This is a genomic window from Micromonospora sp. NPDC007208, from assembly GCF_042869175.1.
GTDB lineage: Bacteria > Actinomycetota > Actinomycetes > Mycobacteriales > Micromonosporaceae > Micromonospora > Micromonospora foliorum.
The window spans coordinates 185,708-209,450 of sequence record NZ_JBIAFG010000011.1 but is presented as its reverse complement, the minus strand read 5'-3'; the positions used below and the strand labels follow the sequence as shown (position 1 = coordinate 209,450).

Here is a 23,743-nt window from a genome sequence, read left to right as displayed (position 1 = left end):
CGACGTTTGTCGTGTTCGAGCTGCGGGTTCAGGCACGGCGCGACGGCCGAAAGGCGCGCGACTTTGTCGTACGGTTGCGGCAGAGTGTCAGGGGTGACCACCGATACCACTCCTGACAAAGCGCCGGTCCGCGCCTGGCTGCCCGGTTTCGTCGCCCTCGCCGCGATCTGGGGTTCCAGCTTCCTCTTCATCAAGGTCGGGGTGGCCGAGCTGCACCCGGTTCAACTCACCCTCTACCGGGTCGTCGCCGGCGCGTTGACCCTGCTGGTCGTTCTCGCCGTGCTGCGCGACCGGCTGCCCCGCGAGCCCCGGGTCTGGGCGCACCTGACCGTCGTCGCCGCCTTCGGCGTGGCTGTGCCGTTCACCCTCTTCGGCTACGGCGAGCAGCGGGTCGAGTCGATGCTGGCCGGCATCTGGAACGCCACCACGCCGTTGATCGTGCTGCCGCTGGCGGTGCTGGTCTTCCGCACCGAGCGGCTCACGATGCGCCGTGCGGTCGGGCTCGGGCTCGGCTTCGTCGGGGTGCTGGTGGTTCTCGGGGTCTGGGAGGGCATCGGCGGGGCGCACTTCACCGGGCAACTCATGTGCTTCGGTGCGGCGGCCTGCTACGGCGTGGCCATCCCGTACCAGAAGCGGTTCGTCGCCGGCAGCGCGTACTCGGGGCTGTCGCTCTCCACCGCGCAACTGCTGCTCGCCGCCGCGCAGTTGGCCATCGTCACTCCCTTCGTCGCCGGCCTGCCGCCGCTGCCCACCGAGCTGTCGGCGGGGGTGGTGGCAAGTGTGCTGACCCTCGGCGCGCTCGGCACCGGGCTCGCGTTCGTGATCAACATGCGCAACATCCGGGTGGCCGGCGCGAGCACCGCGTCCACCGTCACGTACCTGATCCCGATCTTCGCGGTGCTGATCGGTGCCGTGGCGCTCGACGAACGACTCAACTGGCACCAACCGGTCGGCGCGCTGATCGTGCTGCTCGGGGTCGCGGTGTCGCAAGGGATGTTCAGTCGCCGCCGGACCAGCCCGGTCGTCGGCGTCGGCGCACCCGCCACACCCGCCGCCGAACCCGCCCGCCGCTGACCGACCACCCGGATCCGGCGCTGGAGGGCTGGTCAGGGACGGTTCTGCGTCCAGGCCACCAGTTGCTCCGCCGACCAGGTGTTGATGACGCGGTCGGCGGGGACGCCGCAGAGGGCGGCGCGTTCGCAGCCGAATCGTTGCCAGTCGAGTTGGCCGGGCGCGTGCGCGTCGGTGTTGATGGCGAACCGGCAGCCAGCCTCCAGTGCCCGGCGGATCAGGCGCTTCGGGGGGTCCTGCCGCTCCGGCCGGGAGTTGATCTCGACGGCGGTGTCGTGCTCGGCGCAGGCGGCGAAGACGGCGTCCGCGTCGAAGTCGCTCTCCGCCCGGGTACGGGCGCGGTGCCCTCGGTCGCCTGGACCGGTCACCCCGGCCGGGCGGGACGACACCATCCGGCCGGTGACGTGGCCGAGGATGTCCAGGTGTGGGTTGGCGACGGCCTTCAGCATGCGCCGGGTCATCTTCGACCGCTCGTCCTTCAGGCCGCTGTGCACCGACCCGACCACCACGTCGAGCCGCGCCAGCAGGTCGTCGTCCTGGTCCAGGGAGCCGTCGGCGAGAATGTCCACCTCGATCCCGGTGAGGATCCGGAAGCCCTCGGGCAGCGCCGCGTTGACCTTTGCCACGTGGTCGAGTTGCTGGCGCAGCCGGCTCGCGGTCAGCCCCCGGGCCACCGTCAGCCGGGGCGAGTGGTCGGTCAGCACCAGGTACTCGTGGCCCAACTCCACCGCGGCCAGCGCCATCTCCTCGATGGGTGAACCGCCGTCGGACCAGTCCGAGTGGGTGTGACAGTCGCCGCGCAGGGCGGCGCGCAGCGCCGTGGCCTCGGCGTCCAGGTCGCTGCCCTCGGTCGCCACCAGCCGACGGAGGTAGACCGGTTCCTCACCGGCGAGGGACTCCGCCACGCAGCGGGCCGTGACGTCACCGACCCCGGCCAGCTCGGTGAGCGTGCCGTTGCCGGCCCGTTCGGTCAGCTCGGTCGCGGGCATGCCGGCCAGCGCCTTCGCCGCCGACCGGAACGCGCGTACGCGGTAGGTGGCCTCGTTGGCGCGCTCCAGGAGGAACGCGATCCGGCGCAGGTCGGCGATGGGATCTCTCGCGCGGGCCATGTCAGGGCGCCTTCGGGCAGCCGTGTCGGCGTTGCCACGCGGTGACCTCGGCGGCCGGTTCCCGGTTGCCGTCACGCCGCCAGGAGTCCAGGTAACGCGCCGGCCAGATCACCCCGCGTCGGATCCACCAGCCGTCCTTGCCCGAGCACGCCGGTGAGATGCCGAAGTGCACGTGGCAGACGTTGTTCGCGTTGCCGGTGCGGCCCACCTTGCCGAGCTGCTGCCCGGCCCGGACCCGCACCCCGGCGTCGACGCCGCTGGTCACCACGCTCAGGTGTGAGCCGTAGTAGCGCACCCCGTCGTCGCCGAGCAGGGCGACCGACAGGCCGCCGTTGTCCGGCCCCTGCCGCCCACGTTTGCTGTACCGGTCGACGCGGCTCACCTCCAGCACCGTCCCGTCGGTCACCGCCACGAACGGCTCGCCGCAGTCGGCGAAGAGGTCCGTCGCCGGGTACGCCCCGTGCGTGGGGTGGTAGTCGACGTTGTCGGCGCGTACCGGAAAGACATGCTTCAGCCCGGTGCGGGGTGCCGTCGCCGACGGCCTGGCCGACGACGGCGCCGGGGGGCTCGGGTCGGCCGCCGTCGGCGTGGGCGACTGTGACGCCGGCTGGTCGGCGGTCGCCCAGACCGCAGGTGGCGTCGGCGCGGCGCCGTCGGGCACCCCCGGCCGGGTGGTCGCGCAGCCGGCGGCCAGCACCGGGGCGAGCAGCAGCAGGATCGGGTACGCCGGACGAGCGCGGCGGCTGATCGTCGGCGAGGACATCAGGTCATCCTGGCAGAGCCGGTACCGTGGGCACGAGCGGCACGCGTGAGGGAGGGCAGCGACGGTGACCATTGTCCGACCCGAACCTGGCCCGGATTTCGGTGCCGCCCGCCCGGTGCCGCGTACCCCGTCGGGCCTCTTCCCCTCCGGGCCTCCGACCCGGCCCACCTACCGCGAGCCGCACCCGGTCACCGGCGGTGGTGTCGCCGCCGGCGGCGGCGCGGCGGCCGGTTGGCTGCTGCTGTTCGGCCTGCTCGGCACCGACGTGGCCAGCTACGCCTGGTGGACGGTGATCGCCGGCCTGCTGGCCTGGGTCACCGCCCTGGTGCTGGTCCGTTACGGCGACCGGGGGGTGGCCACCGGCGTCGCCATCGTCACGGCGGGTGGCTGGAGCATCGCCGCCGCGGTGGTGGCGCTCCGCTGGGCGACAAGTGGTGACTGGCCGCTGTGGTGACCGGCACGGACAGGCCCCGAAACGGCGCTCGGTGACTGCGCCCTGTGCCCGGTTGGCTGCGTAGCGAACGCCGTCTTGACGTGGCCGCCGAGACTCGGCACGCTCGGGACTATGGCCTGGACCACTCCCCGGCAGGATCCCGATCGCAGTCGCCGTCGCCTGCAGTTGCTGGCCGAGTTGGCGGGCGCCCGGGCGGTCCGCCAGCGCAGCCGACCGCAGCGGCAGCGCACCGAGCGTCTGCGCCAGCTCATCGCCACCCGCCGCCGAGTCGTCGGCTGATCCGACTTTGTCAGGAATGACCCGCCCTTCGGGGCGTTGACGGGTCGCCCGCCGACCCGACCGGCTAACGTGCACGCGTAACGAGTCGACGCTGTGTCGAGGGCTATTGGGGGGACCGTGTCGTACTTCGCTGCGGCCGTGGTGCGCGACGACAGTGGCTGGACCGCCGCCGAGGTCAGCCTGCGTGGCGCCACCGACATCGACGAGGTCGCCGACCGGCTGCGGGACGTCGACCTGGAGGCCGACGTGTCGCTGCTCTTCGTCGAGGCCGACGACGCGTACCTGGTGATCCTGCGCCTCGACGAGGGCGAGGACCTGCGGGTGTTCGGTTCGGACTCCGCGTACGCCGAGGAGTCGCTGCTGGGGTCGGTGCTGGTCGGTGACCTGAAGACCTCGGTCACCGGGCTCGACGGTGACGAGGAGCCACGCCCGGTGAGCACCGGTGACGAGGAGAGCGAGCAGCCCGTCGTCGATCCGGAGGCCGACCCGGTCGGTGACGCCGACCTGCTGGCCAACCTGGGCATCTCCGCGCAGAAGCTGCTGACCCTCTGCACCCACGAGGGGATGATGCCGGCGGACGTCACCTCCGAGATCTGCCAGGTGCTCGGCTGCGCCGACGAGGTCGAGGAGCTGCGTGAGGTCTGAGCCGGCCGACGCGACCGATCCGTCTCTGGAGTCGATCCGGCCGGGCCAGCCGACCCCCGGTGCGGTGGGCCGCGCCGGGCCCGGCGCCAACGAGGGCCTGGCCGACCTGGGCGAGGCCGGCCGACGGCAGCGGCACGAGTTGTGGATGCGCCGCGCCCTGGAGGTCGCCGTCGCCGGTCCACCCGTCGACGACGCGGTCAGCACCGACGTCGACGACGTGCCGGTGGGGGCGGTGCTCTTTGGTCCGGACGGCACCGAGTTGGCCACCGGCCGCAACGAGCGGGAGCTGACCGGCGACCCCACCGCCCACGCCGAGGTGCTGGCCCTGCGCCGGGGTGCCGAGCGCGCCGGCCGGTGGCGGCTGGACGGCTGCACCCTGGTGGTCACCCTGGAACCGTGCACCATGTGCGCCGGGGCGCTGGTGCTGGCCCGGGTCTCCACAGTCGTGTTCGGCGCGTGGGAGCCCAAGACCGGCGCGGCCGGGTCGCTCTGGGACGTCCTGCGGGACCGTCGGCTCAACCACCGCCCCGAGGTCTACGGCGGGGTGCTGGAGGCCGAGACCGCCGCCGTTCTGCGCGCGTTCTTCCGCTGAGCCGGGCCGTCCGGGCGGGGCTGCGCCTCAGCCGCGGACGGGTCGGGCGGGTCGGACGCGAAAGAGCGTGATGACTGTGCGGCATCTTGATGCCCCACAGTCATCACGCTCTCCGCGGTATTGCCCGCCCAGTCAGATGGATCAGGCGATGATCGTGTCGAGGGCGATCTCGACCATCTGGCTGAAGGTCTGCTCGCGCTCCTCCGAGGTGGTCTTCTCGCCGGTCTTGATGTGGTCGCTGACGGTCAACACGGTCAACGCGCGGGCCTTGAACCGGGCGGCGATCGTGTACAGCGCCGCCGACTCCATCTCCACCGCCAGCACGCCGTAGTCGGCGAGGGTGTCGTAGAGGTCCGGCCGGTCGGTGTAGAAGGCGTCCGCCGCCAGGATCGGGCCGACGTGCATGGTGATGCCGCGCCGCTCAGCCACCTCGACCGACGTACGCAGCAGCCCGAAGTCGGCCACCGGGGCGTAGTCGATCAGCCCGTCGAAGCGCATCCGGTTCATGTTCGAGTCGGTGGACGAACCGATCGCCGCCACCACGTCCCGCAGTTGCAGGTCCGTGCTGAGGGCACCACAGGAGCCGACCCGGATCAGCGTCTTCACGCCGTACTCGTTGATCAACTCGTGGGCGTAGATGGAGGCCGACGGCATGCCCATGCCGGAGCCCTGGACGGAAACCTCGACGCCGTTCCAGCGGCCGGTGAAGCCCAGCATGCCCCGAACCGTCGAGTAGCAGGTGGCGCCCTCGAGGTAGGTCTCCGCGATCCACTTGGCCCGCAGGGGGTCACCCGGCATCAGGACCCGCTCGGCGATCTCGCCCGGCTTCGCGCCGATGTGCGTACTCATGGCAAAGATCCTGCCAGGCCGGCCCGGGCGATACCGGTTCGGCGTCCGAACCGACGGTCCTGTACCCTCGTCGGCGGTGGCGTGTCCGAGCGGCCTAAGGAGCACGCCTCGAAAGCGTGTGAGGGTTAACGCCCTCCGAGGGTTCAAATCCCTCCGCCACCGCTCTGAAATGCCGAAACGCCCGGTCGATCCGCGAGGATCGACCGGGCGTTTTCGCGTCAGAGCTGTTGTTCGCCGCCGTCGACGAAGATCTCGCCGCCGGTCATGAAGCTGCTCTGGTCGGAGGCGAGGAAGAGCGCCGCGTTGGCGATCTCGTCCGGGTGTGCCATCCGCTGCATGGGCACGCCCGAGGCGATGGCCTGGAGCAACCCCGGGGCCTCCGCGGGGCTGGGTGCGAGCCCCGCGAGCCCGGGGGTCTCGGTCGAGCCGGGGATCAGGGTGTTCACCCGGATCTTCCGGCCGATCAGCTCGGCGGCCCAGGTGCGGCCGAACGAGCGGATGGCCGCCTTGGATGCGGCGTAGACACTGAACGCCGGGGTGCCGTTGCTGGCGGCCGTCGAGCCGGTCAGCACGACCGACGCGCCCTCGTTGAGCAGGGGCAGGGCCTTCTGGACGGTGAAGATCGTGCCGTAGACGTTGGTGTCGAAGGTGTTGGCGATGTGCTCGACCGTGATCGAGTCGAGCGAACGGAACTCCCCACCGCCGGCGTTGGCGAACACCACGTCCAGCCCGGCGCCACGCTCCTCGATCGCCCGCATCACGCGGTCCACGTCGTCGAGCTTGCTGACATCGCTGGCGATGCCTGTGACGTTGGCGCCGATGCTGGCCACGGCCTCGTCGAGCGGACCCTTGCGGCGGCCGGTGACGAAGACGTACGCGCCTTCGGCGGCGAAGCGGCGGGCGGCGGCCAGGCCGATGCCCGTGGTGCCTCCGGTGACGAGGGCGGTCTTGCCGTCGAGCTGTCCCACGATGGATCTCCTCTGTTGGCGTGTGGTGGTGTGCGGCCGGCCGGGCCTCCAGCAAATTCTGTACCGAGCGGTACGTATCTGACCGTAGCAACCTCCGGCCGGGTCCGCAAATTTCTGTACCGATCGGTTTCGGCTGTCGGTAGGATGAGGGGAAAGGGTGGTGGTGGGCTGTGCCGCAACGAGGGCGACCACGGGGCTTCGACGCCGACGAGGCGCTGGAGCGCGCGGTAGAGGTGTTCTGGCGTCAGGGGTACGAGGGCGCCTCGGTGAACGACCTCGCCGAGGCCATGGGGATCAACAAACCCAGCCTCTACGCCGCCTACGGCGGCAAGGAGGAGCTGTTCCGCAAGGCCGTGGCCCGCTACGCCGAAAAGGACATGGGGTACGCGCGGGACGCCTTCGCACAACCGACCGCGTACGAGGTGGTCGCCACCCTGCTGCGCGAGAACGTGGTCGCCGTGACCCGGACCGACCGGCCGGCCGGTTGCCTGTCGATCCAGGGCGGCACCAGCTGCTCCACCGAGAACGCGCCCATCGCCGGGTTCCTCGCCAGCAGTCGCCTCGCCGGTGAAGGCGCCCTCGCCGACCGGCTCGCCCGCGCCGTCACCGACGGTGACCTACCCGCGCACGCCGACCCGGTCGCGCTCTCCCGCTTCGTCATGATCGTCACCGAGGGGCAGGCGGTGCACGCCGCCGCCGGAGTCAGCAGGGAGGACCTGCGACAGGCAGCGGAGATCGCGCTCGCCGGTTTCGCCGCCGCGTCCGGGGCGCGCCTGCCCGAGCAGGCCAACCACCCGGTCTGAGCGGTCACCGTTCGAGCAGCGCCGCCACCCCGTCGAGCAGACGTTGCAGACCGAATTCGAAGAGACTCTCGACATTGAGGTCGACCGCCGTCCGGCTGAGTCGGGCCAGGTGCGGAAACTCGCCCGCAGCGAGCAACCCACCGAGCACCTCGGCCTGGGCCGCCATCCACTCGTCGTCGGTCAGGCCGGTGTCCTGCTCCGCCTCGGCCTCCCGTTCCAGGTTGATGGCGGTGCCGCGAACATGGTTGGCCAGGGCCGCCACCAGGTGGAGCTGGGTGTGCTGGTCCAGGCCGTGCCGCGCGAGGGCGCGCAACGCCCACTCGGTGTGCGCGACGGCGTGCGGCGCCATCAGGGGGCGGGTCAGCGAGATGACCTGGGCCAGCCAGGGATGCCGCCGGTAGATCGACCACTGGAGCCGGCTGAGCAACTCCAGTTGGGCTCGCCATCCAGGCGGGAACGTGCGCGGCAGCCGATGCGCGGCGAAGGCCGCGTCCGCCATCAGCACGAGAAGCTGCTCCTTGCCCCGAACCTGGCGGTACAGCGACATGGTGGGGACGTCCAGCTCCGTCGCGATGCGCCGCATGCTCAGCGCCGGTAACCCCTCGGCGTCGGCCATCGCCATGGCGGTCCGCACCACCTGGTCGCGGGTCAGCCCCGGGGCCGGCAGCCGCCGACCGCCGGCCGGTGTGCCCCGACTTGGCACGGTCGGCTCCGCGCCGGTCACCACCATGCCCACACCCGGCACCGCCCGCACCAGACTCTCCTGCCGCAGCGCGGTGAGGGCGCGGCTGGCGGTCGCCATGGCGACGCCCCACTCCCGGACGATCTGCCGGGTGGACGGCACCCGGTCACCGGGGCTCAACTCGCCGGCCAGGATGCGTCGTCGCAACTCCCCGACGATGCGCAGATAGGGGGGAGTGCTCTCGTCGATCTCCGCCACGGTCGCCTCCTGCCGGCCTCGCGGTGACCGTAGCGCACTAGAGCACCGGCAGGTGCCCCGTCGATACTCGCGTCTCTCTGTCTCGGCGTACTAGAGCTCCCTGGCCAGCTTGTTGCCAGCTCGACATGCTCAGCGCAGCCCGGTGCGTACGCCGTACCGGCGTCGACGAGATGGGGAGACCATGACCAGCATTCCGTACTCTCGATGGGCCGTTGCGTTGGGCGCCCTCGCCCTCCTCGGCCCGGCGCTGGCCGTCGGTCCGGCCGCGGCCACCGACGGTCTCCGGAGCGCGGCCGTCGTCCGCACCGACCAGGGCGCGGTGCGGGGGACCGTCGCGGCGGACCACCGGTCGTTCCAGGGCATCCCGTACGCGAGCCCGCCGCTGGGCGCGCTGCGCTGGGCGCCGCCACAGCCCGGTCCGACGTGGACCGGAGTACGCGAGGCGACCCGGCCCGGTGCCGACTGTGCGCAACTGCAAGGGCTGCCGATGGACGCACCCTCGGAGGCTGAGGACTGCCTCTACCTGAACGTCACCACCCCGCGATCCGGCACCCGAACGCCTCGACCGGTCCTGGTCTGGTTGCACGGCGGGGACTTCCGGTTCGGCAGCGGCGCCGGGTACGGCGGACAGCGGCTGGCGGCCGGTGGTGACGTCATCGTCGTCACGGTGAACTACCGACTCGGCGCGCTCGGCTTCCTGGCGCATCCGGCGCTGGCCGGCCGGAACGGAAGCACCGGCAACTTCGGCCTGCAGGATCAGCAGGCCGCGCTGCGCTGGGTACGACGTAACGCCGCGGCCTTCGGCGGCGACCCGGGCAACGTCACACTGTTCGGCCAGTCCGCCGGGGCGACAAGCGTCTGCGCTCAGCTCGCCGCGCCCGCCACCGCTGGCCTGTTCCACCGCGCGATCATGCAGAGCAATTCGTGCGCCAACCCGGTACAGACCCGGGCCGAGGCGACCGGGGCGGCCGAGGAGTTCGCTCGGAGGATCGGCTGCACCGACCCGGCCGGGGTCGCCGCCTGCCTGCGCGGACAGACCCCCGCTCGGCTGGTCGATACGGTCGGCTATCCCGGCGCGGGTGTCGACCTCGGCCCGGTCGTCGACGGCCACACGCTGCCGGTGGACCCGGCCGAAGCGCTGACCACCGGGCGGCTGCATCGGGTGCCGGTGTTGACCGGGATGAACCGGGACGAGTCCCGGCTCGTGGTGTGGGGGATGGAACGGGTCGGGCTCAACTGCCCGTCGCCGTCGCCGTCGCCGCCGCCGTCGCCGTCGCCGTCGCCGTCGCCGCCGCCGTCGCCGTCGCCGTCGCCGTCGCCGCCGCCGTCGCCGTCGCCGTCGCCGTCGCCGTCGACCGAGCCGGAGCCGGAGCCGGAGCCGGAGTCTTGCCCGCTCACCGACGACCAGTACCGCGACCAGGTGCGCGGCATGTTCGGTGACCAGGCGGAGAAGGTGCTGGCCCGCTATCCGCGCGACCCCGCACAACCCGCCAGCGCGACGTTGGGTGCGGTGCTGACCGATCACGACTACGCCGAGCCTGTCTACTCCGCCGCACTGGCGTTCGCGCGGCAGGTGCCGACCTTCGGGTACGAGTTCGCCGACGAGGACGCGCCGTTCTTCACCGAGGGACCCGAGCCAACGTTCGCCGCCGGCGCGTACCACTGCGCTGAGCTGCCGTACCTGTTCACTGTCGACTACGCCGAGGCGCTCGCGCCGACCCAGCGGCGGCTCTCCGACGAGATGGTCCGCACCTGGAGCGACTTCGCCCGGACGGGTCGGGCGGGTTGGCCTCGACTGCGCCCTGACGCCCCGTACGTGCGGGTGTTCGCCGGTGGTGGCGGTTCGGGCACGACGGACTTCGCGGCAGCCCACTCGTACGACTTCTGGCGGTCGCTCCGCTGAACGACGACTGACCTGGCGGTCGGCGTGGTCCATGGTGGACCGAGCCGAACGACAGGTCAGTCCGCGCCGGTCAGCACGGGCCCGCACCCTCGTCGAAGAGGCGGCGGGCCCAGTCCGCGTACCCGGCGATGGTTTTTCGGACCGTGCGCCCGTCGTGCAGGAACAGGTACGCGCGGTCGCCGCTGCGGGCGAGTAACCCGTCGAGGCGGTGTGTCCCCTGTGGAGCGCGGAGTCGACTGACCTCCGGATAGCGGTCCCAGACCTGGCCGACGGGCGAGCCCGCCGTTATGCCCTCCGGTGTCCGCATCGGGTCGCCGACCCAGAGGAGCACGAGTTTGTCCTCCACGAAGACCGGGCTGACCGTGTCATGGCCGGCGAGCACCGGCCCGCAGGCATCCAGGCTGGTACGCAGGATGCCGCGCCGGGTCAGCTCGTCCTCGGTGGCACCGAACTCGATGTTCCGCAGGCCGTTCAGGTCAATGATCTCCACGCTGCCGGCGGGCCGGCCCTCCGGGATCGGCCCGGTTGGCGGTACGCCGCTGCCAGCGATCGAGGCAGCCGTCATCAGCATGGCGATAAACGCAAATTGTCGCAATTTCATGGAATCCCCCAGTCCCCAACGGAACGGGAGCGTTCAGGTTGCTGCCGGTGGCCGGATTACTGGTTTTCCCACTGTTCGACCAGCTCATCCCAGTAGTCGGCGCTGAGTCGACGCCGCCCGTGCGCCAGCCAGCCGTCGGTGTTCCGCTCCAGGTGCAACCCCAGTTCGGCGAACGGGTCGATCCACGTGCCGGGCTCGACGCCCAGTCGGGTCAGCGCCCCGTTGATCGGCCACCGCTCGCGCGGCGCGTCCAACTCGTCGTCGAAGCTCGGGCCCCAGGACAGCGCCCCGCCCAACCACACCGCCGCCGACTGGTAGCCGACGCCACCACCGAACTCCGCCTCCAGGTAGGCCACCGGCCCCGACTGCGACCAGCGGGTCAGCACCTCGACCAGCGCCGTCGACAACACCAGGCCGAACGGGCGCGCGGCGGTCCGGTCGTCCGTCGCGAAATCCGGCAGGGACCCGGTCAGCTCGACCACCAACTGCGGGGTGACCGGCAGCAACGCGAAGTCCTGGCGCAACTCGCCGAGGACCGCGTGATCCAGCTCGGCGGTCTGCTCGCGGAGCAGCTCAGCGTCCGCGACCACCGCGCTGAGCTGGTAACCCATCAGGTCCCTCCGCCGTCCACAGCCTGTGGATAGAACATGTGTACGACGGTTTCCGGCCCGCCGGCTCCCGGACGGTACCCGCCGTCCGCGCCTATCCCTCCAGCCCACTACCCGTTCGTCTCATTTCGACAACCTAATCGCCCGCCTATGGTGTCGGGGCGCCTATCGAAACGGGGTCTCCATGAAGCGAAGCGCATCCTTTCTCATTCTTCCCACTGTCTTAGCCAGCCTGGTGCTCAGTGCTCCGGCGAAGGCTGCGGAAAGCGTACGGACCATCACCCGGGACGGCGTCGCTCTTCAACACCACAAGGTGTCCTGGATGAAGACGCCCACCCGGTTTCGGGGCACGGGTGTCGGCCGCTCCGACTTCGACGGCGACGGGGTCGACGACATCGCGGTAACCAGTTACCCGTTCGAATACAACCTGCCATTGGACCCGACCGGCGTGGTCAGCGTGAGTTACTCGTCGGCCCCGAAGGTCGACTACCTCATGGGTGTCATGACGGGCGGCGGCGGCTCCACCGCGTTCGGGATGGCCCTCGTGGCGGGGGACTTCAACGGCGACCGTTTCGACGACCTGGCAATCGGTAACCCCGACGAGCCTGATCCCAAGAACAAGACCCACGCCGGTGGGGTCTGGGTCATTCCGGGCAGCGGCACCGGCCTGGTGGTCGACTCGGCAATCCACTTCAACCAGGATTCGCCGGGTGTTCCGGACAGCCCGGAAAGCTTCGACCAGTTCGGCGGCGCCCTCGCGGCCGGCGACATCAACGGCGATGGCCGCGAGGACCTCGCCATCGGTGCCTGGGGAGAGGCGATCGTAAGCAAGGCGATGGCCGGCGCGGTCACCGTCCTCTTCGGCGGGTCGGCGGGTCTCACGGCCACCGGGGCGCAACACCTTCAGCAGGACCTGGCCGCGGTTCCGGGCGCGGCTGAGGCCAATGACCAGTTCGGCTACACGCTGGCCATCGGGAAGGTCGACAACAACAAGTACCACGACCTGGTCATCACGGCTCCTCGCGAGAACGACGGCGTGAGCTGGGACGGCACCGGCATGGTCACCCTGATGTGGGGCTCGCAGAGTGGGGTGTCGTTGACCGGCGCTACCTCGGTCACCGGTGCGGCCATCGAACCCAACGATGGGACCGGCACCATCGCCTGGTACCTGGGTGATGCGGTCGCGATTGGCGACGTGAACGGCGATGGGCTGGGTGAGGTGGTCGTCGGAGCCTCCGGCGCCCAGACCCCGGACATCAACGGCGGCCTCATCGCGGCCTTCCCCGGCCGTGCCGCCGGCCTGTCCAGCAGTGGGGTGCAGGTCATCACCCAGCGTACGGCCGGCGTACCGGGCGACCCGGCGAGTGACGAGCGCTTCGGCGGTGTGCTGGCGGTCGGCGACGTGACCGGCGACGGCAGGGCCGACGTGCTGGTCGGCGCCCCCGGCGACCAGATCGGCTCGCGGGCCGGGGCCGGCAGCGTCACCCTGCTCAAGGGGTCCGCTGCTGGGCTGACAGGGTCCGGTGCGCAGGCGTTCGACCAGAACCACTCGGCCGTTCCGGACGCGTCCGAGACTGGCGACAAGTTCGGCTCCTCCATCGCCCTGCTGAACCTCGACCGCACCGGCGGGCTCGACGCTCTCGTGGCGTCGCCCGGGGAAGAGGTGAGTGGTGGCCTCGCCGGATATCCGTCCGGGGTCGTCAACCCGTTCCACGGTGCCGCCGGCGGGCTCGTACCGCAGAACAAGACGTGGAGCGGTCTGTCCGAGCGCCCCGAAGTCGCCTCGCTGCTGAACTACGGTCTCCGGATTGCCGGGCCGCAGAGCGGCGGCTCGCTGTTCTGAGCTGAGCGCAGCAACGCCCGGCAGGTCCGTCGTGGACCTGCCGGGCGTTCGCGCGAGTACCGGCCTGTGGGCGACGGTGGACCGGCCTGTCGGCGCCGTTCGGACCCGGCAGACAGGCGGTCGCGCCGACGGCTACCGGTACGACGGTGCCCGCTCGGCAAGCCTTCCGGAACCAAGTCTCCAGATCTTGGACAGTTTCCGTTCCGCGCGAACGGAAACTGTCCAAGATCTCGACGGAGTTATGGGGGTGGGCCGCATCCGGGCCGTCAGGGCCGGGTAGCGGTCGGCGCTGCGACGGTCGTCGGGGCCGTTCAGGCCCGCCGGGCGAGCTGGGCGACGAACGCGCGCCAGGCCGCGGGCGCGAAGGCGAGCGCCGGGCCGGTCGGGTCCTTCGAATCCCGTACGCCGATGACGCCGGGCAGGTTGTCGGCGACCTCGACACAGGCGCCGCCGTTGCCGCTGCTGCGGCTGCTCTTGCGCCACCGGGCGCCGTTCAGCTCCATGACTCCGCCACTTCCTGAATAAGGTCGACCGACTGCCGGTGGGACAACGCCTCCCCGCGCACGTTCTCCCATGCCGCCATCATGGCGGCGATGTCGTCGGGATCGCTAGCGACTTGTCCCTGGAGTTGGTTGTCGAGGTAGCCGGCAACCCGGTGGTCGTGGCTGTGCGCGATCACGAACGGCCCGTTGAGGCCGGCGTAGGCGCCGACCGTGCTGGGCACGACGTGCACCCGGATGTGCGGCTCGGCGCACGCCGCCACCACGGCCAACAGTTGCTCGCGCATCGTCGACCGGCCGCCCACCGGGCGGCGGATGACCGCCTCGTCGACGACCGCCGTGAACTGCGGCGGGTCGTCCGCTTGAGCACGCCCTGCCGGCCGAGTCGGACGGTGAGATGCCGCTCGATCTCACCCCGGGGGATCAGGCCCGCGCCGCCCAGCACCGCGCGGGCGTACGCCTCGGTCTGGAGCAGCCCCGGCAGAACTGTCGACTCGAACCAGCGAAGCGACACCGCCTCGCGCTCGATCTCCTGCCACGGACGGAACCAGATGGGGTCACGACGTCTTGAAGTGTCCGGCCAGATGTCCGACACGTCCTTGTGTAGCGCCTCCGCCGCCGCCAACCGGTGCCGCGGATGAGGGATGCGGTCCTCGGTCAGCCAGCGCCCCACGGTCTTGGGGTCGACGCCCACGGTCTCGGCGAGGGATTCGGTGGTGTGCCCGGTGTCGCTGAGCGCCACCCGAAGCGCGTCGTTCACGGCTCCTCCATCGGATGTCCTAGATATCTGAGGACCATATCGCTACGCGGTGTATCTGTCTCGTAACTCACCCGAAGGTTGTCCACAGAAGACGGCGCGACCGGTGGAGGCGCAGGAGCCCGGCGGTCGGTGTCAGTCCGGGGGTCGCCCCGACGGGGAGGCGGGGCGGCCCCCCGTCCACCGCGCAGGAGGTCCGTCCATGCCCCGCCGCCGCTACCGGAACCACCTGCCGACCCGACCGACCTGGCGCTGTGCCGCGTGCGGCATCGCCTGGCCCTGCTCGGCGGCGAAGCTGCGGCTGCTCGGCGAGTACCGGCACGACCGGCTCGCGTTGACCGTCTACCTGGCGACGCTACAAACGGAAGCCGGCGAACACCTCACCGACGTCGACCCGGCCCGACTGACCGACCGCTTCCTCTCCTGGGCCCGCGCCCGCGCCTGACCGACCGCTTTCCGCCCGGCCCCGCCCCCGCCGGGCCGACCGCCCCCCGGTGCCGCGCCCGCGCCTGACCGAGCGTCAGGGGCGCCAGATCGTCACCTCGATATCGCGGCGTCGTTCGGCGAAGCGGCCGTTCCGTGCCGCCGTGGTCAGGAGGTGGCGCAGGTCCGCCTCGAAGGCCGGGAGCCGGTCGGCGAACAGGTGTGGCGCCGCACTGGAGAGCGAGAACACCGCCGAAGTGACCTCGTCCACGGTGCGTTCCACCACCATCCCCTGTTCGACGGTGATCCGGGTGGGGCCGGTGAAGCCCGCGGCGCGCATGATCTCCCCCTCGCCGGAGGGGGTGCCCGTCGGCAACAACCCCTGCCCGGCCCGGCGGACCGGTCCCAGGTAGCTCGCCACCAGCTCGTCGATCTGCTGCCAGGGCGGTCGGGGGTACGGCAGCGGGTCATCCCCGGTCACGCCCTGGTGCGTGTTGGCGCCGACGTGGACCCAGGCCCCGTCGGGCGTGAGCATGTCGCGGACGCGACCAACCACGAGCGGCCGGTCCATCCAGTGGAACGACTGGGCGAACGTGACCACCCGGAACGTACCCAGGTCGGCCGGCAGGGCCTCGGCGCGCAGGTGGCGCCACTCGACGTTGGTGGCCCCGACCTCGTCGGCTCTTGCCTGGGCCTCGACGAGCATGTCCCGGTCCGCGTCGACGCCCACGGCCGCCTCGAACAGGGGCGCGAGCAGCAGCGTCACCGATCCGGGCCCACAGCCGACGTCGAGGAGTCGCCCGGTGCCGTCGAGGTCGAGCGCTGTGCCGATCGCCTCGGCGAGGCTGGGTGGATAGGGCATCCGGCCGACGCGGTAGTGGCTGGCGCTGCCCGCGTACAAGGTCTCGTCCCACTCCCACACCGCGTCGGTCACGACCTCGATGAGACCACAGAGTCGAGCGTACGGGCGGTTATCGCGTCCCAGGTGGACAGTCGTGCAGACGCACTCATGTTAATCTCCCTGCGCTAAGCATGATCACCTTGAGCGACCGAGGGGACACATGACGGCCGAGGTTCCACACGCGGGGGGACTGCTGGACCCGGGCGGCGCCATGGATCGGCTCGCGGAGTGGAAGGGTCGCCTGGACCAGTTGGCGACCGCCACCGACGCGATGAGCGCGCGCATCCAGGAACTGCGGGTGACGGTCGCCGACGGCAACGGGCTGGTGGAGGTCACCGTCGACTCCGTGGGCGCGCTTGTCGACCTGAAGTTGGGCCAGCGGGTGCAACGGGTCGCCCCCGATGTCGCCGCCCGGACGATCATGACCACGATCGCTACGGCCAAACGGCAACTGGCCGACCGCGCTCAGGAGATCATCGGCGACACCCTGGGCACCGATTCGCCCGCCGCGCGGGCGATCGCCGAACGCGTCGGGCAGCAACTGCGCGATGCCGAGCCCCCGCTGGGTGGCCCGGACGAGCAGCACGGCCGGTGGTGAGTCGGTGAGCGGCGGGTTCGAGGTCGACGCCGAACAGATCCGCCAGCACGCCCGCAACATCGAGGCGCTGCGGGCCCGCTTCGCCGCGGTCAAGAGCGCCAGCGCGCACATCACGCAGGACGACGCCGCGTACGGGCTGTTGTGTGGGTGGATCTCCGGGATCCTGGAGGGCCGGCACACTCGGCAGGACGAGCTGATCGCGTACGCCGAGGAGAACCTGTCCCTGGTGGTGAAGGGGTTGGGCACGACCGCCGACAACTACGCCAACGCCGACGTGGACTCCGACAACACGATCCGCAAGGTCGGCAGCCAACTGGACACGGCGTCATGACCGACGCGTCGCTGATCGCCGACGTCCAGTCGACCCGTAAGCCCTGGACCGGCGCGGCCGCCGCGGACAGCTTCCAGGGTCTGGTCGACGCCATCCACAGCGAGGGTTGGGTCGACGACCTCCTGGCCGGTGCGGCGTTCGGCGTCGAGGCCGTCGCGACGGTATTGGACCCCTTCAGCGCCCTGCTCGCCAACGGGTTGGGCTGGGCGATGGAGTACTTCGAGCCGCTGCGCGAAATCCTCGACCAACTCACCGGCATGCCCGACGTGGTGGCCTCGCACGCGGCGACCTGGAACAACATGGCCGCCGAACTGGAGAGCATGGCCAACGACCTGAAGACCCACCTCGGGGTGGACCTGCCCGGCTGGCAGGGGCAGGCCGCCACGGCGTACCAGGCGTTGATGGCGCACAACGTCACCGGGATCGACGCGCTCAGCGGCATCTCCGCCGCGATGGCCGCCGCGACCCAGGCCGCCGGAAACCTGGTGGCGTTCACCCGTGACGTCGTCCGCGACCTCATCGCCGACCTGGTGGCCCGCGTGATCGTGTGGGCCATCGAGGCGATCTTCGTCGTCACCATCCCGGCGATCGCCGCGTCGATCGTGGCGGCCGTGGTCAAGTGGGGTGGACGCATCCTCACCTACGTCGCCGCGCTGATCTCCAGCCTCACCAACCTGTCCAAGCTGCTGAACGGCTAGGGCGTAGACGATGGCGAAACCCAAGCCCCCCGGCGGAAACGGTGACAGCGGAACGACGTCGCGTCCGGGTGACGGTGACAGCGACGTCCCGGGGCAGCGGCACCGCAGCTCCAGCGAGGTGCCCGAGAGCGTCACCGGCGGGCAGGACATCGCCGACGCGGAGTTCAAGCTCGGTCGACCCGGCGGCGACTCCGGCGACCCCCCGGGCCGTCCGCCCGGCGGCGACGACGGATACCAGACCCCCAAGCCCGGCACCCCCGAGTACGACCGACGGCTGGAGGAACTCGCGGCCGACCCGGCACACAACGGCAACATCAGCCCGAAGTCCCGAATCGAGGCCGAGGTGGGGCTCGCGGCCGAGGCGGACGGGAAGATCCCCGGGCCGATCCGCCGGGCCGAACTCGACAACTCCGATCCCGCATTCCAGAAGGACCAGGGTGAGTTCCTCGATTCCAACGGGGAGAACTGGGACGTCAAGTCGCCGAATGATTTGTTCCCCGCCGGGCGGCGGGCCGGTGAGCCGATGCCCGAGGGTATGAAGGGCCGCTACGATGGCGAGGAGTTCGAGCAGAAACTCGCCGACGAGGTCGCTGGTGGACAGAACGTCATCCTCAACACCCGGAGCCTGTCGCCGAGTGCGTTGGCCGATCTCAGGGCGCGGGTCGCTGATCGACCGGAGTGGGACGGCAAGGTGGTGTTCGACAAATGAGTAAGTACAAGCGTGCCAGCGGCGACGTACTCCGCTGGCCAGACAGCTCCGACGCGCGGGAAGCGCTGGAAGAGTGGTTCGCCGACGCTTCGGCCACGGCGTACCTGTCCGGGGATTTTCTTGATTTTCGCGGCGCGGACCTGAGCCGTCTCGACCTGACCGGCGCTTATCTCGCCAATTCCCATCTGGTCGGTGTCCGATTCGAGGAGGCCAACCTCGGCGACGCCAACCTGACCAACGCCGAGTTGCACGGCGCGGATTTCTCCTTCGCCGACCTGGCCAAGGCGGAAATGGTCGGTTGTTCGGCCGGTAAGGCGTTGTTCCGCTCGGCGCGGCTGTTCGCGGTGCAGCTCGACGACGCCGTTCTGGAAGGGGCGGATCTCCGCCACGCCATTCTCAATTCCGCCAAGCTCTACAAGACCGACCTGCGTGGCGCCAACCTCGAGCTGGCCAGCCTGCGCTGGTGCACGCTCGGCGGCACGAGCATGCCGACGGTGCTGACCGGCGCGAGGATGTTCGGCTGCCAGTTCGAGGGCGCGAAGGGTGCCGTCGTCGGCCCGGTCCTCGTCGACGAGCAAGCGAACCGGTCCCTCGGCGGCGCTGAGCTGGAGGCGTGGTTCTCGGCGCAGGGCGCGGAGCACGTCCAGGTGGTGGGCTGACGCCACCGCACAGACGAGTCAGGGCCGGTCCCCGTTGGGGCCGGCCCTGTCGTTCGTGCTGCTCAGGCGAGCGGAGGATACGAGATTCGAACTCGTGAGGGTGTAAACCCAACACGCTTTCCAAGCGTGCGCCCTAGGCCTCTAGGCGAATCCTCCGCGAGCCAGGATACAGGCCCGTGTCGGCCGGGCCACCCCACCACCCCCTGAAGATCGACGGGCGGTCGGGTAGGGTGGGCGTCACCTCCCGTGCGGCGGTATCTCGTGAACCTCCCCAGGGCCGGAAGGCAGCAAGGATAAGCGAGCTCTGCCGGGTGCACGGGAGGCCTTTTTGTCTGTGGGCCGGTTGATCCACTCGGCATCCGTGATGTCGCGGTGTCCCGGCCATGCGGACACCGCGGTTTCTAGGAAGCCGAGTCGATCAAGCCCGGCGGCCGGGAAGCCGAGTCGATCAAATCCGAAGGCCCAGGCGCCCCGGGGTGGTGGGTGGTCACCCGCGCCCGACCGGCGCAGAATGGCTCGGTCGAGAGGAGGCGGGACGAGTGACGCTGGCGCTCTACCGCAAGTACCGGCCGCGTACCTTCGCTGAGGTCATCGGTCAGGAGCACGTGACCGAGCCGCTGTCGCAGGCGCTGCGCAGTGGACGGCTCAACCACGCCTACCTCTTCTCCGGCCCACGCGGCTGCGGCAAGACCTCCAGCGCCCGGATCCTGGCCCGCTCGCTCAACTGTGAGCAGGGCCCCACCCCGGAGCCGTGCGGCAAGTGTGAGTCCTGCCGCTCGCTCGCCACCGACGGCGCCGGCTCCATCGACGTGATCGAGATCGACGCGGCCAGCCACGGTGGTGTCGACGACGCCCGCGAGCTGCGCGAGCGCGCCTTCTTCGCGCCGGCCAGCAGCCGCTTCAAGATCTACGTCATCGACGAGGCGCACATGGTCTCGACCCAGGGCTTCAACGCCCTGCTCAAGCTGGTCGAGGAGCCTCCGGAGTACGTCAAGTTCATCTTCGCGACCACCGAGCCGGAGAAGGTCCTCGGCACGATCCGCTCGCGAACCCACCACTACCCGTTCCGGCTGATCCCGCCGAAGGTGCTTCGCCCGTACCTGGAGCAGCTCACCCAGGCCGAGGGTGTCTCCGTCGAGCCGGCGGTCTTCCCGCTGGTGGTCCGCGCCGGTGGTGGCAGCGCCCGGGACAGCCTCTCCGTGCTCGACCAGCTCATCGCCGGGGCCGGTCCGGAAGGGGTCAGCTACGCACGGGCCGCCGCCCTGCTCGGGGTCACCGACGCCGCGTTGATCGACGAGATGTGCGACGCGCTGGCCGCCGGGGACGGCGCCGCCGCGTACGCCACCGTCGACCGGGTGGCCGAGGCCGGGCACGACCCGCGCCGGTTCGCCTCCGACCTGCTGGAACGGCTGCGCGACCTGATCGTGATCCAGCAGGTGCCGGACGCCGCCGCGAAGGGCCTCATCGACGGCCCGGCCGACCAGATCGAGCGGATGGCCGCCCAGGCTTCGCAACTCGGCCCGGCCACGCTCTCCCGCTGCGCCGATATCGTGCACGACGGCCTGGTGGAGATGCGCGGCACCACCGCGCCCCGCCTGCTGCTGGAGCTGATCTGCGCCCGGATGCTGCTGCCCGGCGTGGACGACTCCACCGGCGGCCTGCTCCAGCGCCTCGAGCGGATGGAACGCCGGCTCACCCTGAGCGGCACCGACGCGCCAACCAACAACCCAGGGGTACGCCCACAGCCAGCCACCCCGGTCCCGGCTGCCGCCACCCCGGCACCCGTGAACGCCCCGACCTCCGCACCGCCGTGGGCGGTCGACCCAACGGCGTCCCCGACCCAGAGCGCTGCGGGCGCTCCCGCCCCGGCTGCCTCGGTAGCCGGGGCACCCGCTCCGACCTCCGGTGCACCGGCCTCGTACGTCTCGGCGGCCGACTCGCCGATCCCGGCGTCCCCCGGCGCGTCGACCGGGTCGGCCCCTGCTGACCAGGCCGCACCCGTCTCGCCCGCCGGGCCCGCCCCGCGTCGCGTGGTGCCACCGTCGGCGGTGCTGCCCGACCCGGCCACGCCCGCGCCGCCCCGACCGGGCGCGCCGGCCGCCGCGCTGGACGCGGTCGCGGTCCGCCGCGTCTGGCCCGACGTGGTCGGCAAGGTCAACCGGACCAACAAACGGATCGCCGCCCTGATGCGGGACGCGGTCGTCCGCGAACTCGACGGCGACATGCTGGTGCTGACGGTGAAGTCCACCGTGCTGGCCAAGATGATGGCCGACCACGCGGCGGTACTCACCGACGCGCTCTACGAGGAGTTGGGCGGGCGCTGGCAGATCCGGTGCGAGGTGGCCGGCGAGCGCGGTGGCGTGTCGCTGTCCGGCTCCCCGCGCTCGCAGCCCACCGCACCGGCCCGACCCGCCGCGCTGCCAACCACGTCGGACACGCCGCCCGCCTCGCCGAACGCCCCGACCCCGACTGCCGCCGGCCCGACGAGCGCGCCGCCAGCCGTCCCAAGCTCGAACCCCGCCTCAAGCTCAAACGCCGGGTCAGGCTCGAACCCCGCCCCAGGCTCGAACCCCGGCCCAGGCTCGAACGCCGTTTCGGGCTCGGTGAGCGTGCCGCCAGCCGCGCCAGGCTCGAACGCTGCGCCAAGTGCATACACCGCCGAGCCGGGGAGTGCGGCACTCGACGCCCCGACCGGCGCTACCGGCCCGATGAACGCTCCGCCGACCGCCTCGCACCCGACCGGCGCTGCCGGCCGGGCTTCGCGTGTCGGCGTCGGCGCCGGGTCTGGTGGTCACGGTGCCGGTGGGCAGGGCGCAGCGCCGTCCGCCCCGGCGGCGGACGACGAAGGCGACTGGCCGGAGCCGGCCCGTCCCGGCGGCGGTGCGCCCCCGGCCGGCGAGGCGACGGACGACGAGGACTGGCCGGAGGCTGCCCGACCCGGCGGCGCGTCGGCCGGAAACGAGTCGAGCGCCCACTCCGCACCGGCGTCGACCGGCACGAACGGGAGCGGCAGCAACGGCGGTGGCCCCAACGGCGGTGGCCCCAACGGCACCGGACCAGGCGGCTCGGGCGGTCCCGGGGCAGCGGCCGGTGGCGGTAAGCCGGGCGGGCGGGGTAACCCGACGCCGGCGGCCCGGCAGCCGGCGACAGCCGGTGGTGCGCCGGTGAGCAGCGCCATCGCCGCGGCTCGCGCGGCGGCGGCGGGGCGCGGTCCGCGTACCGGAGCGGCAGCCCGGCCTGTCGCGGACGCCGAATGGGCCGGCGAGCCGCCCTACGACCCGGACTACGACGGCCCTGCGCGGGCCGGCCGGCCCGGCGGCGCGGCACCGGCGGCGGCCCCGGCCTTTGAGGGTTTCGACCCGGGCGACGAGCCGTTGGACGAGATCATCGACGAGAAGACCGCGCGGGAGTCCAGCGAGGAGCAGGCGGTACGGCTGCTCCGGGAAACCTTCGGCGCCGAGAAGATCAACGAAGTCGACGCCCGCTGAGACCCCGCCGCGCCCGGCTCGGCGATCTTGCGGTTTCGGTCGCCGTCTTGGGCGGAATGGCGGCTTATGTCGACGCAGAAAGTGCAAGATCGCGCAGGCGGGGGGCTTCGGCTAGTAGGACGCCGAGGCAGCAGGCCCAGAGGGGGAAGGGCAGGACGGCTACCCGTTCCATGCCGCCTACCCCGATAGCTAGACCCTGTTGGGCGGCGAACAGCGTCGTCCCGGCCAGCGCGATGAGCCCGGCGGTGAGGGTGAGTCGTCGCCACCGGCCGAGCGTCGTGCTGCCGGGTGCGAAGCCGGCTAGGAGCAGGCCGACGTTGCCCATCCCCATGATCAGGAATGCGCCGAGGACGTGCAGGTTCTCGTCGACGTCGGCCGGGTAGACGGCCGCGAGGGCGTATCCGCCGGCGGCCAGCAGCAGGAGTGTCTGGGCCGAGCGCACCACCGGGCCGTGGCCGAGGATTCGCCAGGTCAGCAGGAGCCCGACGGCGAGCAGTACGGCGGTGGCCAGTGTCGCGGTGTTCATCAGTGGGTGCCACGGCGAGCAGACGTAGCGGGGGCGGGTGGTGTCCCAGACGCCGCAGTGGGCGTTGCCGAGGTCGCTGATGTTGTGGGTGGCCCAGCTGTAGGTGGGCTCGCGCCACCGCAGCCCGGTGACCAGACTGGCGACGAGGAAGAGGGGTGCGGCCGCGAGCCAGCACAGCGCGCCGAACCGGCCGGTGCGGTTGAGGTTCATGCCACGAGCAGACCAGTGCGACGGGTCCGGGCGCACTACCCCCAGATGGCCGGTTCGGGGTAGGGGTAGCCGTACCGGGAGGCACGGCGTGGTCGGACGCACCGGGCGGGGCGAGGTCGGTCCCAGCGGATAGGCTGAGCGGCGGTCGAGCAGACGAGTGCGAGAAGGAGCCATCCCGTGCGCCCAGGTGGACAGCCGAACATGCAGCAGATGCTGAAGCAGGCGCAGAAGATGCAGCAGCAGATCGCCGCCGCCCAGGCCGAGCTGGCCGAGGCCGAGCTGACCGGCACCGCCGGTGGTGGGCTGGTCACCGCGACCGTCTCCGGTTCCGGTGAGCTCAAGGCCATCAGGATCGACCCGAAGGCCGTCGACCCGGACGACGTGGAGACGCTGGAGGATCTGGTCGTCGCGGCCGTGCACAACGCCGCCGAGGCGGCTCGGGAGATGACCGAAAGCAAGATGGGCCCGGTCGCCGGCGGCATGGGCGGCCTCGGCCTGCCCGGTTTCTGAGCCGG

26 protein-coding genes, 2 tRNA genes, 1 other RNA gene and 1 pseudogene are annotated in these 23,743 nt (G+C 71.4%); 18 read left to right on the top strand and 12 right to left on the bottom strand.

All coding sequences use genetic code 11. From position 1 onward, the window contains the following. The first annotated feature begins 93 nt into the window (after positions 1-93). Positions 94-1,074: a DMT family transporter gene (locus tag ACFYL6_RS22195; protein WP_387173788.1), complete on the top strand. Its 981-nt coding sequence runs from the start codon at positions 94-96 to the stop codon at positions 1,072-1,074. 32 nt (positions 1,075-1,106) lie between these two features. Here ACFYL6_RS22195 and ACFYL6_RS22190 read toward each other — a convergent pair whose 3' ends face one another. Together ACFYL6_RS22190 and ACFYL6_RS22185 are read right to left on the bottom strand one after the other, a co-directional pair. Further along, a complete protein-coding gene (locus ACFYL6_RS22190) occupies positions 1,107-2,180 on the bottom strand; it encodes a PHP domain-containing protein (protein ID WP_387173786.1) in 1,074 nt (357 codons plus the stop codon). A gap of 1 nt (position 2,181) precedes the next feature. Further along, positions 2,182-2,943 (bottom strand): M23 family metallopeptidase, encoded by a 762-nt coding sequence (locus ACFYL6_RS22185; RefSeq protein ID WP_387173784.1) that lies wholly within the window; start codon positions 2,941-2,943, stop codon positions 2,182-2,184. A gap of 64 nt (positions 2,944-3,007) precedes the next feature. Here ACFYL6_RS22185 and ACFYL6_RS22180 point away from each other — a divergent pair, with 64 nt between their 5' ends. The 4 genes from ACFYL6_RS22180 to ACFYL6_RS22165 all read left to right on the top strand — a co-directional run bounded on the left by ACFYL6_RS22180 (position 3,008) and on the right by ACFYL6_RS22165 (position 4,913). After that, entirely contained in the window at positions 3,008-3,397 is a 390-nt protein-coding gene (locus ACFYL6_RS22180) for a hypothetical protein (protein ID WP_387173782.1), read from the top strand. A 111-nt stretch (positions 3,398-3,508) separates the two neighbouring features. Beyond that, positions 3,509-3,676 carry a hypothetical protein gene (locus ACFYL6_RS22175; protein WP_167493094.1) on the top strand — a complete coding sequence of 56 codons (168 nt, stop codon included), beginning with the start codon at positions 3,509-3,511 and terminating at the stop codon, positions 3,674-3,676. A gap of 117 nt (positions 3,677-3,793) precedes the next feature. Continuing rightward, entirely contained in the window at positions 3,794-4,321 is a 528-nt protein-coding gene (locus tag ACFYL6_RS22170) for a tRNA adenosine deaminase-associated protein (protein ID WP_387173780.1), read from the top strand. Between the two features lie 145 nt (positions 4,322-4,466). Next, on the top strand, positions 4,467-4,913 hold the full coding sequence (locus ACFYL6_RS22165) for a nucleoside deaminase (RefSeq protein ID WP_387173831.1): 447 nt from the start codon (positions 4,467-4,469) through the stop codon (positions 4,911-4,913). Between the two features lie 141 nt (positions 4,914-5,054). On the opposite strand, the gene deoD is transcribed toward ACFYL6_RS22165, so the two are convergent. Next, entirely contained in the window at positions 5,055-5,762 is a 708-nt protein-coding gene (gene deoD, locus ACFYL6_RS22160) for a purine-nucleoside phosphorylase (RefSeq protein ID WP_074315244.1), read from the bottom strand. Positions 5,763-5,837: 75 nt separating this feature from the next. Here deoD and ACFYL6_RS22155 point away from each other — a divergent pair. After that, positions 5,838-5,924, top strand: a tRNA-Ser gene (locus ACFYL6_RS22155). 56 nt (positions 5,925-5,980) lie between these two features. Here the strand turns inward: ACFYL6_RS22155 and ACFYL6_RS22150 are convergent. Then, entirely contained in the window at positions 5,981-6,730 is a 750-nt protein-coding gene (locus ACFYL6_RS22150) for an SDR family oxidoreductase (protein WP_387173778.1), read from the bottom strand. Positions 6,731-6,900: 170 nt separating this feature from the next. Between ACFYL6_RS22150 and ACFYL6_RS22145 the strand changes: the two genes are divergently transcribed. Next, on the top strand, positions 6,901-7,533 hold the full coding sequence (locus ACFYL6_RS22145; RefSeq protein WP_387173776.1) for a TetR/AcrR family transcriptional regulator: 633 nt from the start codon (positions 6,901-6,903) through the stop codon (positions 7,531-7,533). 4 nt (positions 7,534-7,537) lie between these two features. Here ACFYL6_RS22145 and ACFYL6_RS22140 read toward each other — a convergent pair whose 3' ends face one another. After that, positions 7,538-8,473 carry a TetR/AcrR family transcriptional regulator C-terminal domain-containing protein gene (locus ACFYL6_RS22140; RefSeq protein WP_387173774.1) on the bottom strand — a complete coding sequence of 312 codons (936 nt, stop codon included), beginning with the start codon at positions 8,471-8,473 and terminating at the stop codon, positions 7,538-7,540. Positions 8,474-8,654: 181 nt separating this feature from the next. Between ACFYL6_RS22140 and ACFYL6_RS22135 the strand changes: the two genes are divergently transcribed. Then, positions 8,655-10,376: a carboxylesterase/lipase family protein gene (locus ACFYL6_RS22135; RefSeq protein WP_387173772.1), complete on the top strand. Its 1,722-nt coding sequence runs from the start codon at positions 8,655-8,657 to the stop codon at positions 10,374-10,376. Positions 10,377-10,446: 70 nt separating this feature from the next. Here the strand turns inward: ACFYL6_RS22135 and ACFYL6_RS22130 are convergent, their stop codons facing one another. Both ACFYL6_RS22130 and ACFYL6_RS22125 read right to left on the bottom strand, forming a co-directional pair. Then, the gene (locus ACFYL6_RS22130) at positions 10,447-10,941 is read right to left on the bottom strand and encodes a hypothetical protein (RefSeq protein ID WP_387173770.1); all 495 of its coding nucleotides are present in this window, start codon (positions 10,939-10,941) and stop codon (positions 10,447-10,449) included. 92 nt (positions 10,942-11,033) lie between these two features. Continuing rightward, positions 11,034-11,588 (bottom strand): hypothetical protein, encoded by a 555-nt coding sequence (locus ACFYL6_RS22125; RefSeq protein WP_387173768.1) that lies wholly within the window; start codon positions 11,586-11,588, stop codon positions 11,034-11,036. Positions 11,589-11,907: 319 nt separating this feature from the next. Here ACFYL6_RS22125 and ACFYL6_RS22120 point away from each other — a divergent pair, with 319 nt between their 5' ends. Further along, on the top strand, positions 11,908-13,428 hold the full coding sequence (locus ACFYL6_RS22120) for a hypothetical protein (RefSeq protein WP_387173766.1): 1,521 nt from the start codon (positions 11,908-11,910) through the stop codon (positions 13,426-13,428). A gap of 311 nt (positions 13,429-13,739) precedes the next feature. On the opposite strand, the gene ACFYL6_RS22115 is transcribed toward ACFYL6_RS22120, so the two are convergent. Together ACFYL6_RS22115 and ACFYL6_RS22110 are read right to left on the bottom strand one after the other, a co-directional pair. Continuing rightward, positions 13,740-13,931: a DUF397 domain-containing protein gene (locus ACFYL6_RS22115; protein WP_387173764.1), complete on the bottom strand. Its 192-nt coding sequence runs from the start codon at positions 13,929-13,931 to the stop codon at positions 13,740-13,742. Beyond that, a pseudogene (locus ACFYL6_RS22110) lies at positions 13,922-14,688 on the bottom strand (Scr1 family TA system antitoxin-like transcriptional regulator). Before ACFYL6_RS22110 ends, ACFYL6_RS22115 begins: the two are co-directional and overlap by 10 nt. A 199-nt stretch (positions 14,689-14,887) precedes the next feature. Here ACFYL6_RS22110 and ACFYL6_RS22105 point away from each other — a divergent pair. Continuing rightward, a complete protein-coding gene (locus ACFYL6_RS22105) occupies positions 14,888-15,130 on the top strand; it encodes a flavin reductase (RefSeq protein ID WP_112604744.1) in 243 nt (80 codons plus the stop codon). Positions 15,131-15,205: 75 nt separating this feature from the next. Here ACFYL6_RS22105 and ACFYL6_RS22100 read toward each other — a convergent pair whose 3' ends face one another. Beyond that, entirely contained in the window at positions 15,206-16,042 is an 837-nt protein-coding gene (locus tag ACFYL6_RS22100) for a class I SAM-dependent methyltransferase (protein WP_387173762.1), read from the bottom strand. 127 nt (positions 16,043-16,169) lie between these two features. Here ACFYL6_RS22100 and ACFYL6_RS22095 point away from each other — a divergent pair, with 127 nt between their 5' ends. The 5 genes from ACFYL6_RS22095 to ACFYL6_RS22075 are packed head-to-tail and all read left to right on the top strand — an operon-like array spanning position 16,170 to position 19,004. After that, on the top strand, positions 16,170-16,607 hold the full coding sequence (locus ACFYL6_RS22095) for a YbaB/EbfC family nucleoid-associated protein (RefSeq protein ID WP_387173760.1): 438 nt from the start codon (positions 16,170-16,172) through the stop codon (positions 16,605-16,607). Beyond that, entirely contained in the window at positions 16,558-16,938 is a 381-nt protein-coding gene (locus ACFYL6_RS22090; RefSeq protein WP_387173758.1) for a hypothetical protein, read from the top strand. The genes ACFYL6_RS22095 and ACFYL6_RS22090 overlap by 50 nt, the downstream gene beginning before the upstream one ends. Next, positions 16,935-17,636, top strand: coding sequence for a WXG100 family type VII secretion target (locus ACFYL6_RS22085; protein WP_387173756.1), 702 nt, complete (start codon positions 16,935-16,937; stop codon positions 17,634-17,636). The genes ACFYL6_RS22090 and ACFYL6_RS22085 overlap by 4 nt, the downstream gene beginning before the upstream one ends. A 10-nt stretch (positions 17,637-17,646) precedes the next feature. Continuing rightward, on the top strand, positions 17,647-18,345 hold the full coding sequence (locus ACFYL6_RS22080) for a hypothetical protein (RefSeq protein WP_387173754.1): 699 nt from the start codon (positions 17,647-17,649) through the stop codon (positions 18,343-18,345). Further along, entirely contained in the window at positions 18,342-19,004 is a 663-nt protein-coding gene (locus ACFYL6_RS22075) for a pentapeptide repeat-containing protein (RefSeq protein WP_387173752.1), read from the top strand. Before ACFYL6_RS22080 ends, ACFYL6_RS22075 begins: the two co-directional genes overlap by 4 nt. 71 nt (positions 19,005-19,075) lie before the next feature. Here ACFYL6_RS22075 and ACFYL6_RS22070 read toward each other — a convergent pair. Next, a tRNA-Ser gene (locus ACFYL6_RS22070) sits at positions 19,076-19,160 on the bottom strand. Positions 19,161-19,242: 82 nt separating this feature from the next. Here ACFYL6_RS22070 and ffs point away from each other — a divergent pair. Together ffs and ACFYL6_RS22060 are read left to right on the top strand one after the other, a co-directional pair. Further along, positions 19,243-19,332, top strand: an RNA gene (gene ffs, locus ACFYL6_RS22065) — signal recognition particle sRNA small type. A gap of 211 nt (positions 19,333-19,543) precedes the next feature. Next, positions 19,544-22,492, top strand: coding sequence for a DNA polymerase III subunit gamma and tau (locus ACFYL6_RS22060; protein WP_387173750.1), 2,949 nt, complete (start codon positions 19,544-19,546; stop codon positions 22,490-22,492). Between the two features lie 64 nt (positions 22,493-22,556). Here the strand turns inward: ACFYL6_RS22060 and ACFYL6_RS22055 are convergent, their stop codons facing one another. After that, positions 22,557-23,228, bottom strand: coding sequence for a DUF998 domain-containing protein (locus ACFYL6_RS22055; RefSeq protein WP_387173748.1), 672 nt, complete (start codon positions 23,226-23,228; stop codon positions 22,557-22,559). A gap of 201 nt (positions 23,229-23,429) precedes the next feature. Between ACFYL6_RS22055 and ACFYL6_RS22050 the strand changes: the two genes are divergently transcribed. Next, on the top strand, positions 23,430-23,738 hold the full coding sequence (locus tag ACFYL6_RS22050; protein ID WP_387173829.1) for a YbaB/EbfC family nucleoid-associated protein: 309 nt from the start codon (positions 23,430-23,432) through the stop codon (positions 23,736-23,738). Positions 23,739-23,743: the final 5 nt, after the last annotated feature.

Excerpts from the sequence above, each read along its gene's own strand:
- ACFYL6_RS22115 (WP_387173764.1), bottom strand. The coding sequence starts at position 13,931 with ATGGAGCTGAACGGCGCCCGGTGGCGCAAGAGCAGCCGCAGCAGCGGC.
- ACFYL6_RS22105 (WP_112604744.1), top strand. The coding sequence starts at position 14,888 with ATGCCCCGCCGCCGCTACCGGAACCACCTGCCGACCCGACCGACCTGG.
- ACFYL6_RS22080 (WP_387173754.1), top strand. The coding sequence starts at position 17,647 with ATGGCGAAACCCAAGCCCCCCGGCGGAAACGGTGACAGCGGAACGACG.
- ACFYL6_RS22165 (WP_387173831.1), top strand. The coding sequence starts at position 4,467 with ATGCGCCGCGCCCTGGAGGTCGCCGTCGCCGGTCCACCCGTCGACGAC.
- ACFYL6_RS22055 (WP_387173748.1), bottom strand. The coding sequence starts at position 23,228 with ATGAACCTCAACCGCACCGGCCGGTTCGGCGCGCTGTGCTGGCTCGCG.
- ACFYL6_RS22125 (WP_387173768.1), bottom strand. The coding sequence starts at position 11,588 with ATGGGTTACCAGCTCAGCGCGGTGGTCGCGGACGCTGAGCTGCTCCGC.
- deoD (WP_074315244.1), bottom strand. The coding sequence starts at position 5,762 with ATGAGTACGCACATCGGCGCGAAGCCGGGCGAGATCGCCGAGCGGGTC.
- ACFYL6_RS22095 (WP_387173760.1), top strand. The coding sequence starts at position 16,170 with ATGACGGCCGAGGTTCCACACGCGGGGGGACTGCTGGACCCGGGCGGC.
- ACFYL6_RS22075 (WP_387173752.1), top strand. The coding sequence starts at position 18,342 with ATGAGTAAGTACAAGCGTGCCAGCGGCGACGTACTCCGCTGGCCAGAC.
- ACFYL6_RS22050 (WP_387173829.1), top strand. The coding sequence starts at position 23,430 with ATGCAGCAGATGCTGAAGCAGGCGCAGAAGATGCAGCAGCAGATCGCC.
- ACFYL6_RS22190 (WP_387173786.1), bottom strand. The coding sequence starts at position 2,180 with ATGGCCCGCGCGAGAGATCCCATCGCCGACCTGCGCCGGATCGCGTTC.
- ACFYL6_RS22175 (WP_167493094.1), top strand. The coding sequence starts at position 3,509 with ATGGCCTGGACCACTCCCCGGCAGGATCCCGATCGCAGTCGCCGTCGC.
- ACFYL6_RS22090 (WP_387173758.1), top strand. The coding sequence starts at position 16,558 with ATGCCGAGCCCCCGCTGGGTGGCCCGGACGAGCAGCACGGCCGGTGGT.
- ACFYL6_RS22135 (WP_387173772.1), top strand. The coding sequence starts at position 8,655 with ATGACCAGCATTCCGTACTCTCGATGGGCCGTTGCGTTGGGCGCCCTC.
- ACFYL6_RS22185 (WP_387173784.1), bottom strand. The coding sequence starts at position 2,943 with ATGTCCTCGCCGACGATCAGCCGCCGCGCTCGTCCGGCGTACCCGATC.
- ACFYL6_RS22120 (WP_387173766.1), top strand. The coding sequence starts at position 11,908 with ATGAAGACGCCCACCCGGTTTCGGGGCACGGGTGTCGGCCGCTCCGAC.
- ACFYL6_RS22085 (WP_387173756.1), top strand. The coding sequence starts at position 16,935 with ATGACCGACGCGTCGCTGATCGCCGACGTCCAGTCGACCCGTAAGCCC.
- ACFYL6_RS22130 (WP_387173770.1), bottom strand. The coding sequence starts at position 10,941 with ATGACGGCTGCCTCGATCGCTGGCAGCGGCGTACCGCCAACCGGGCCG.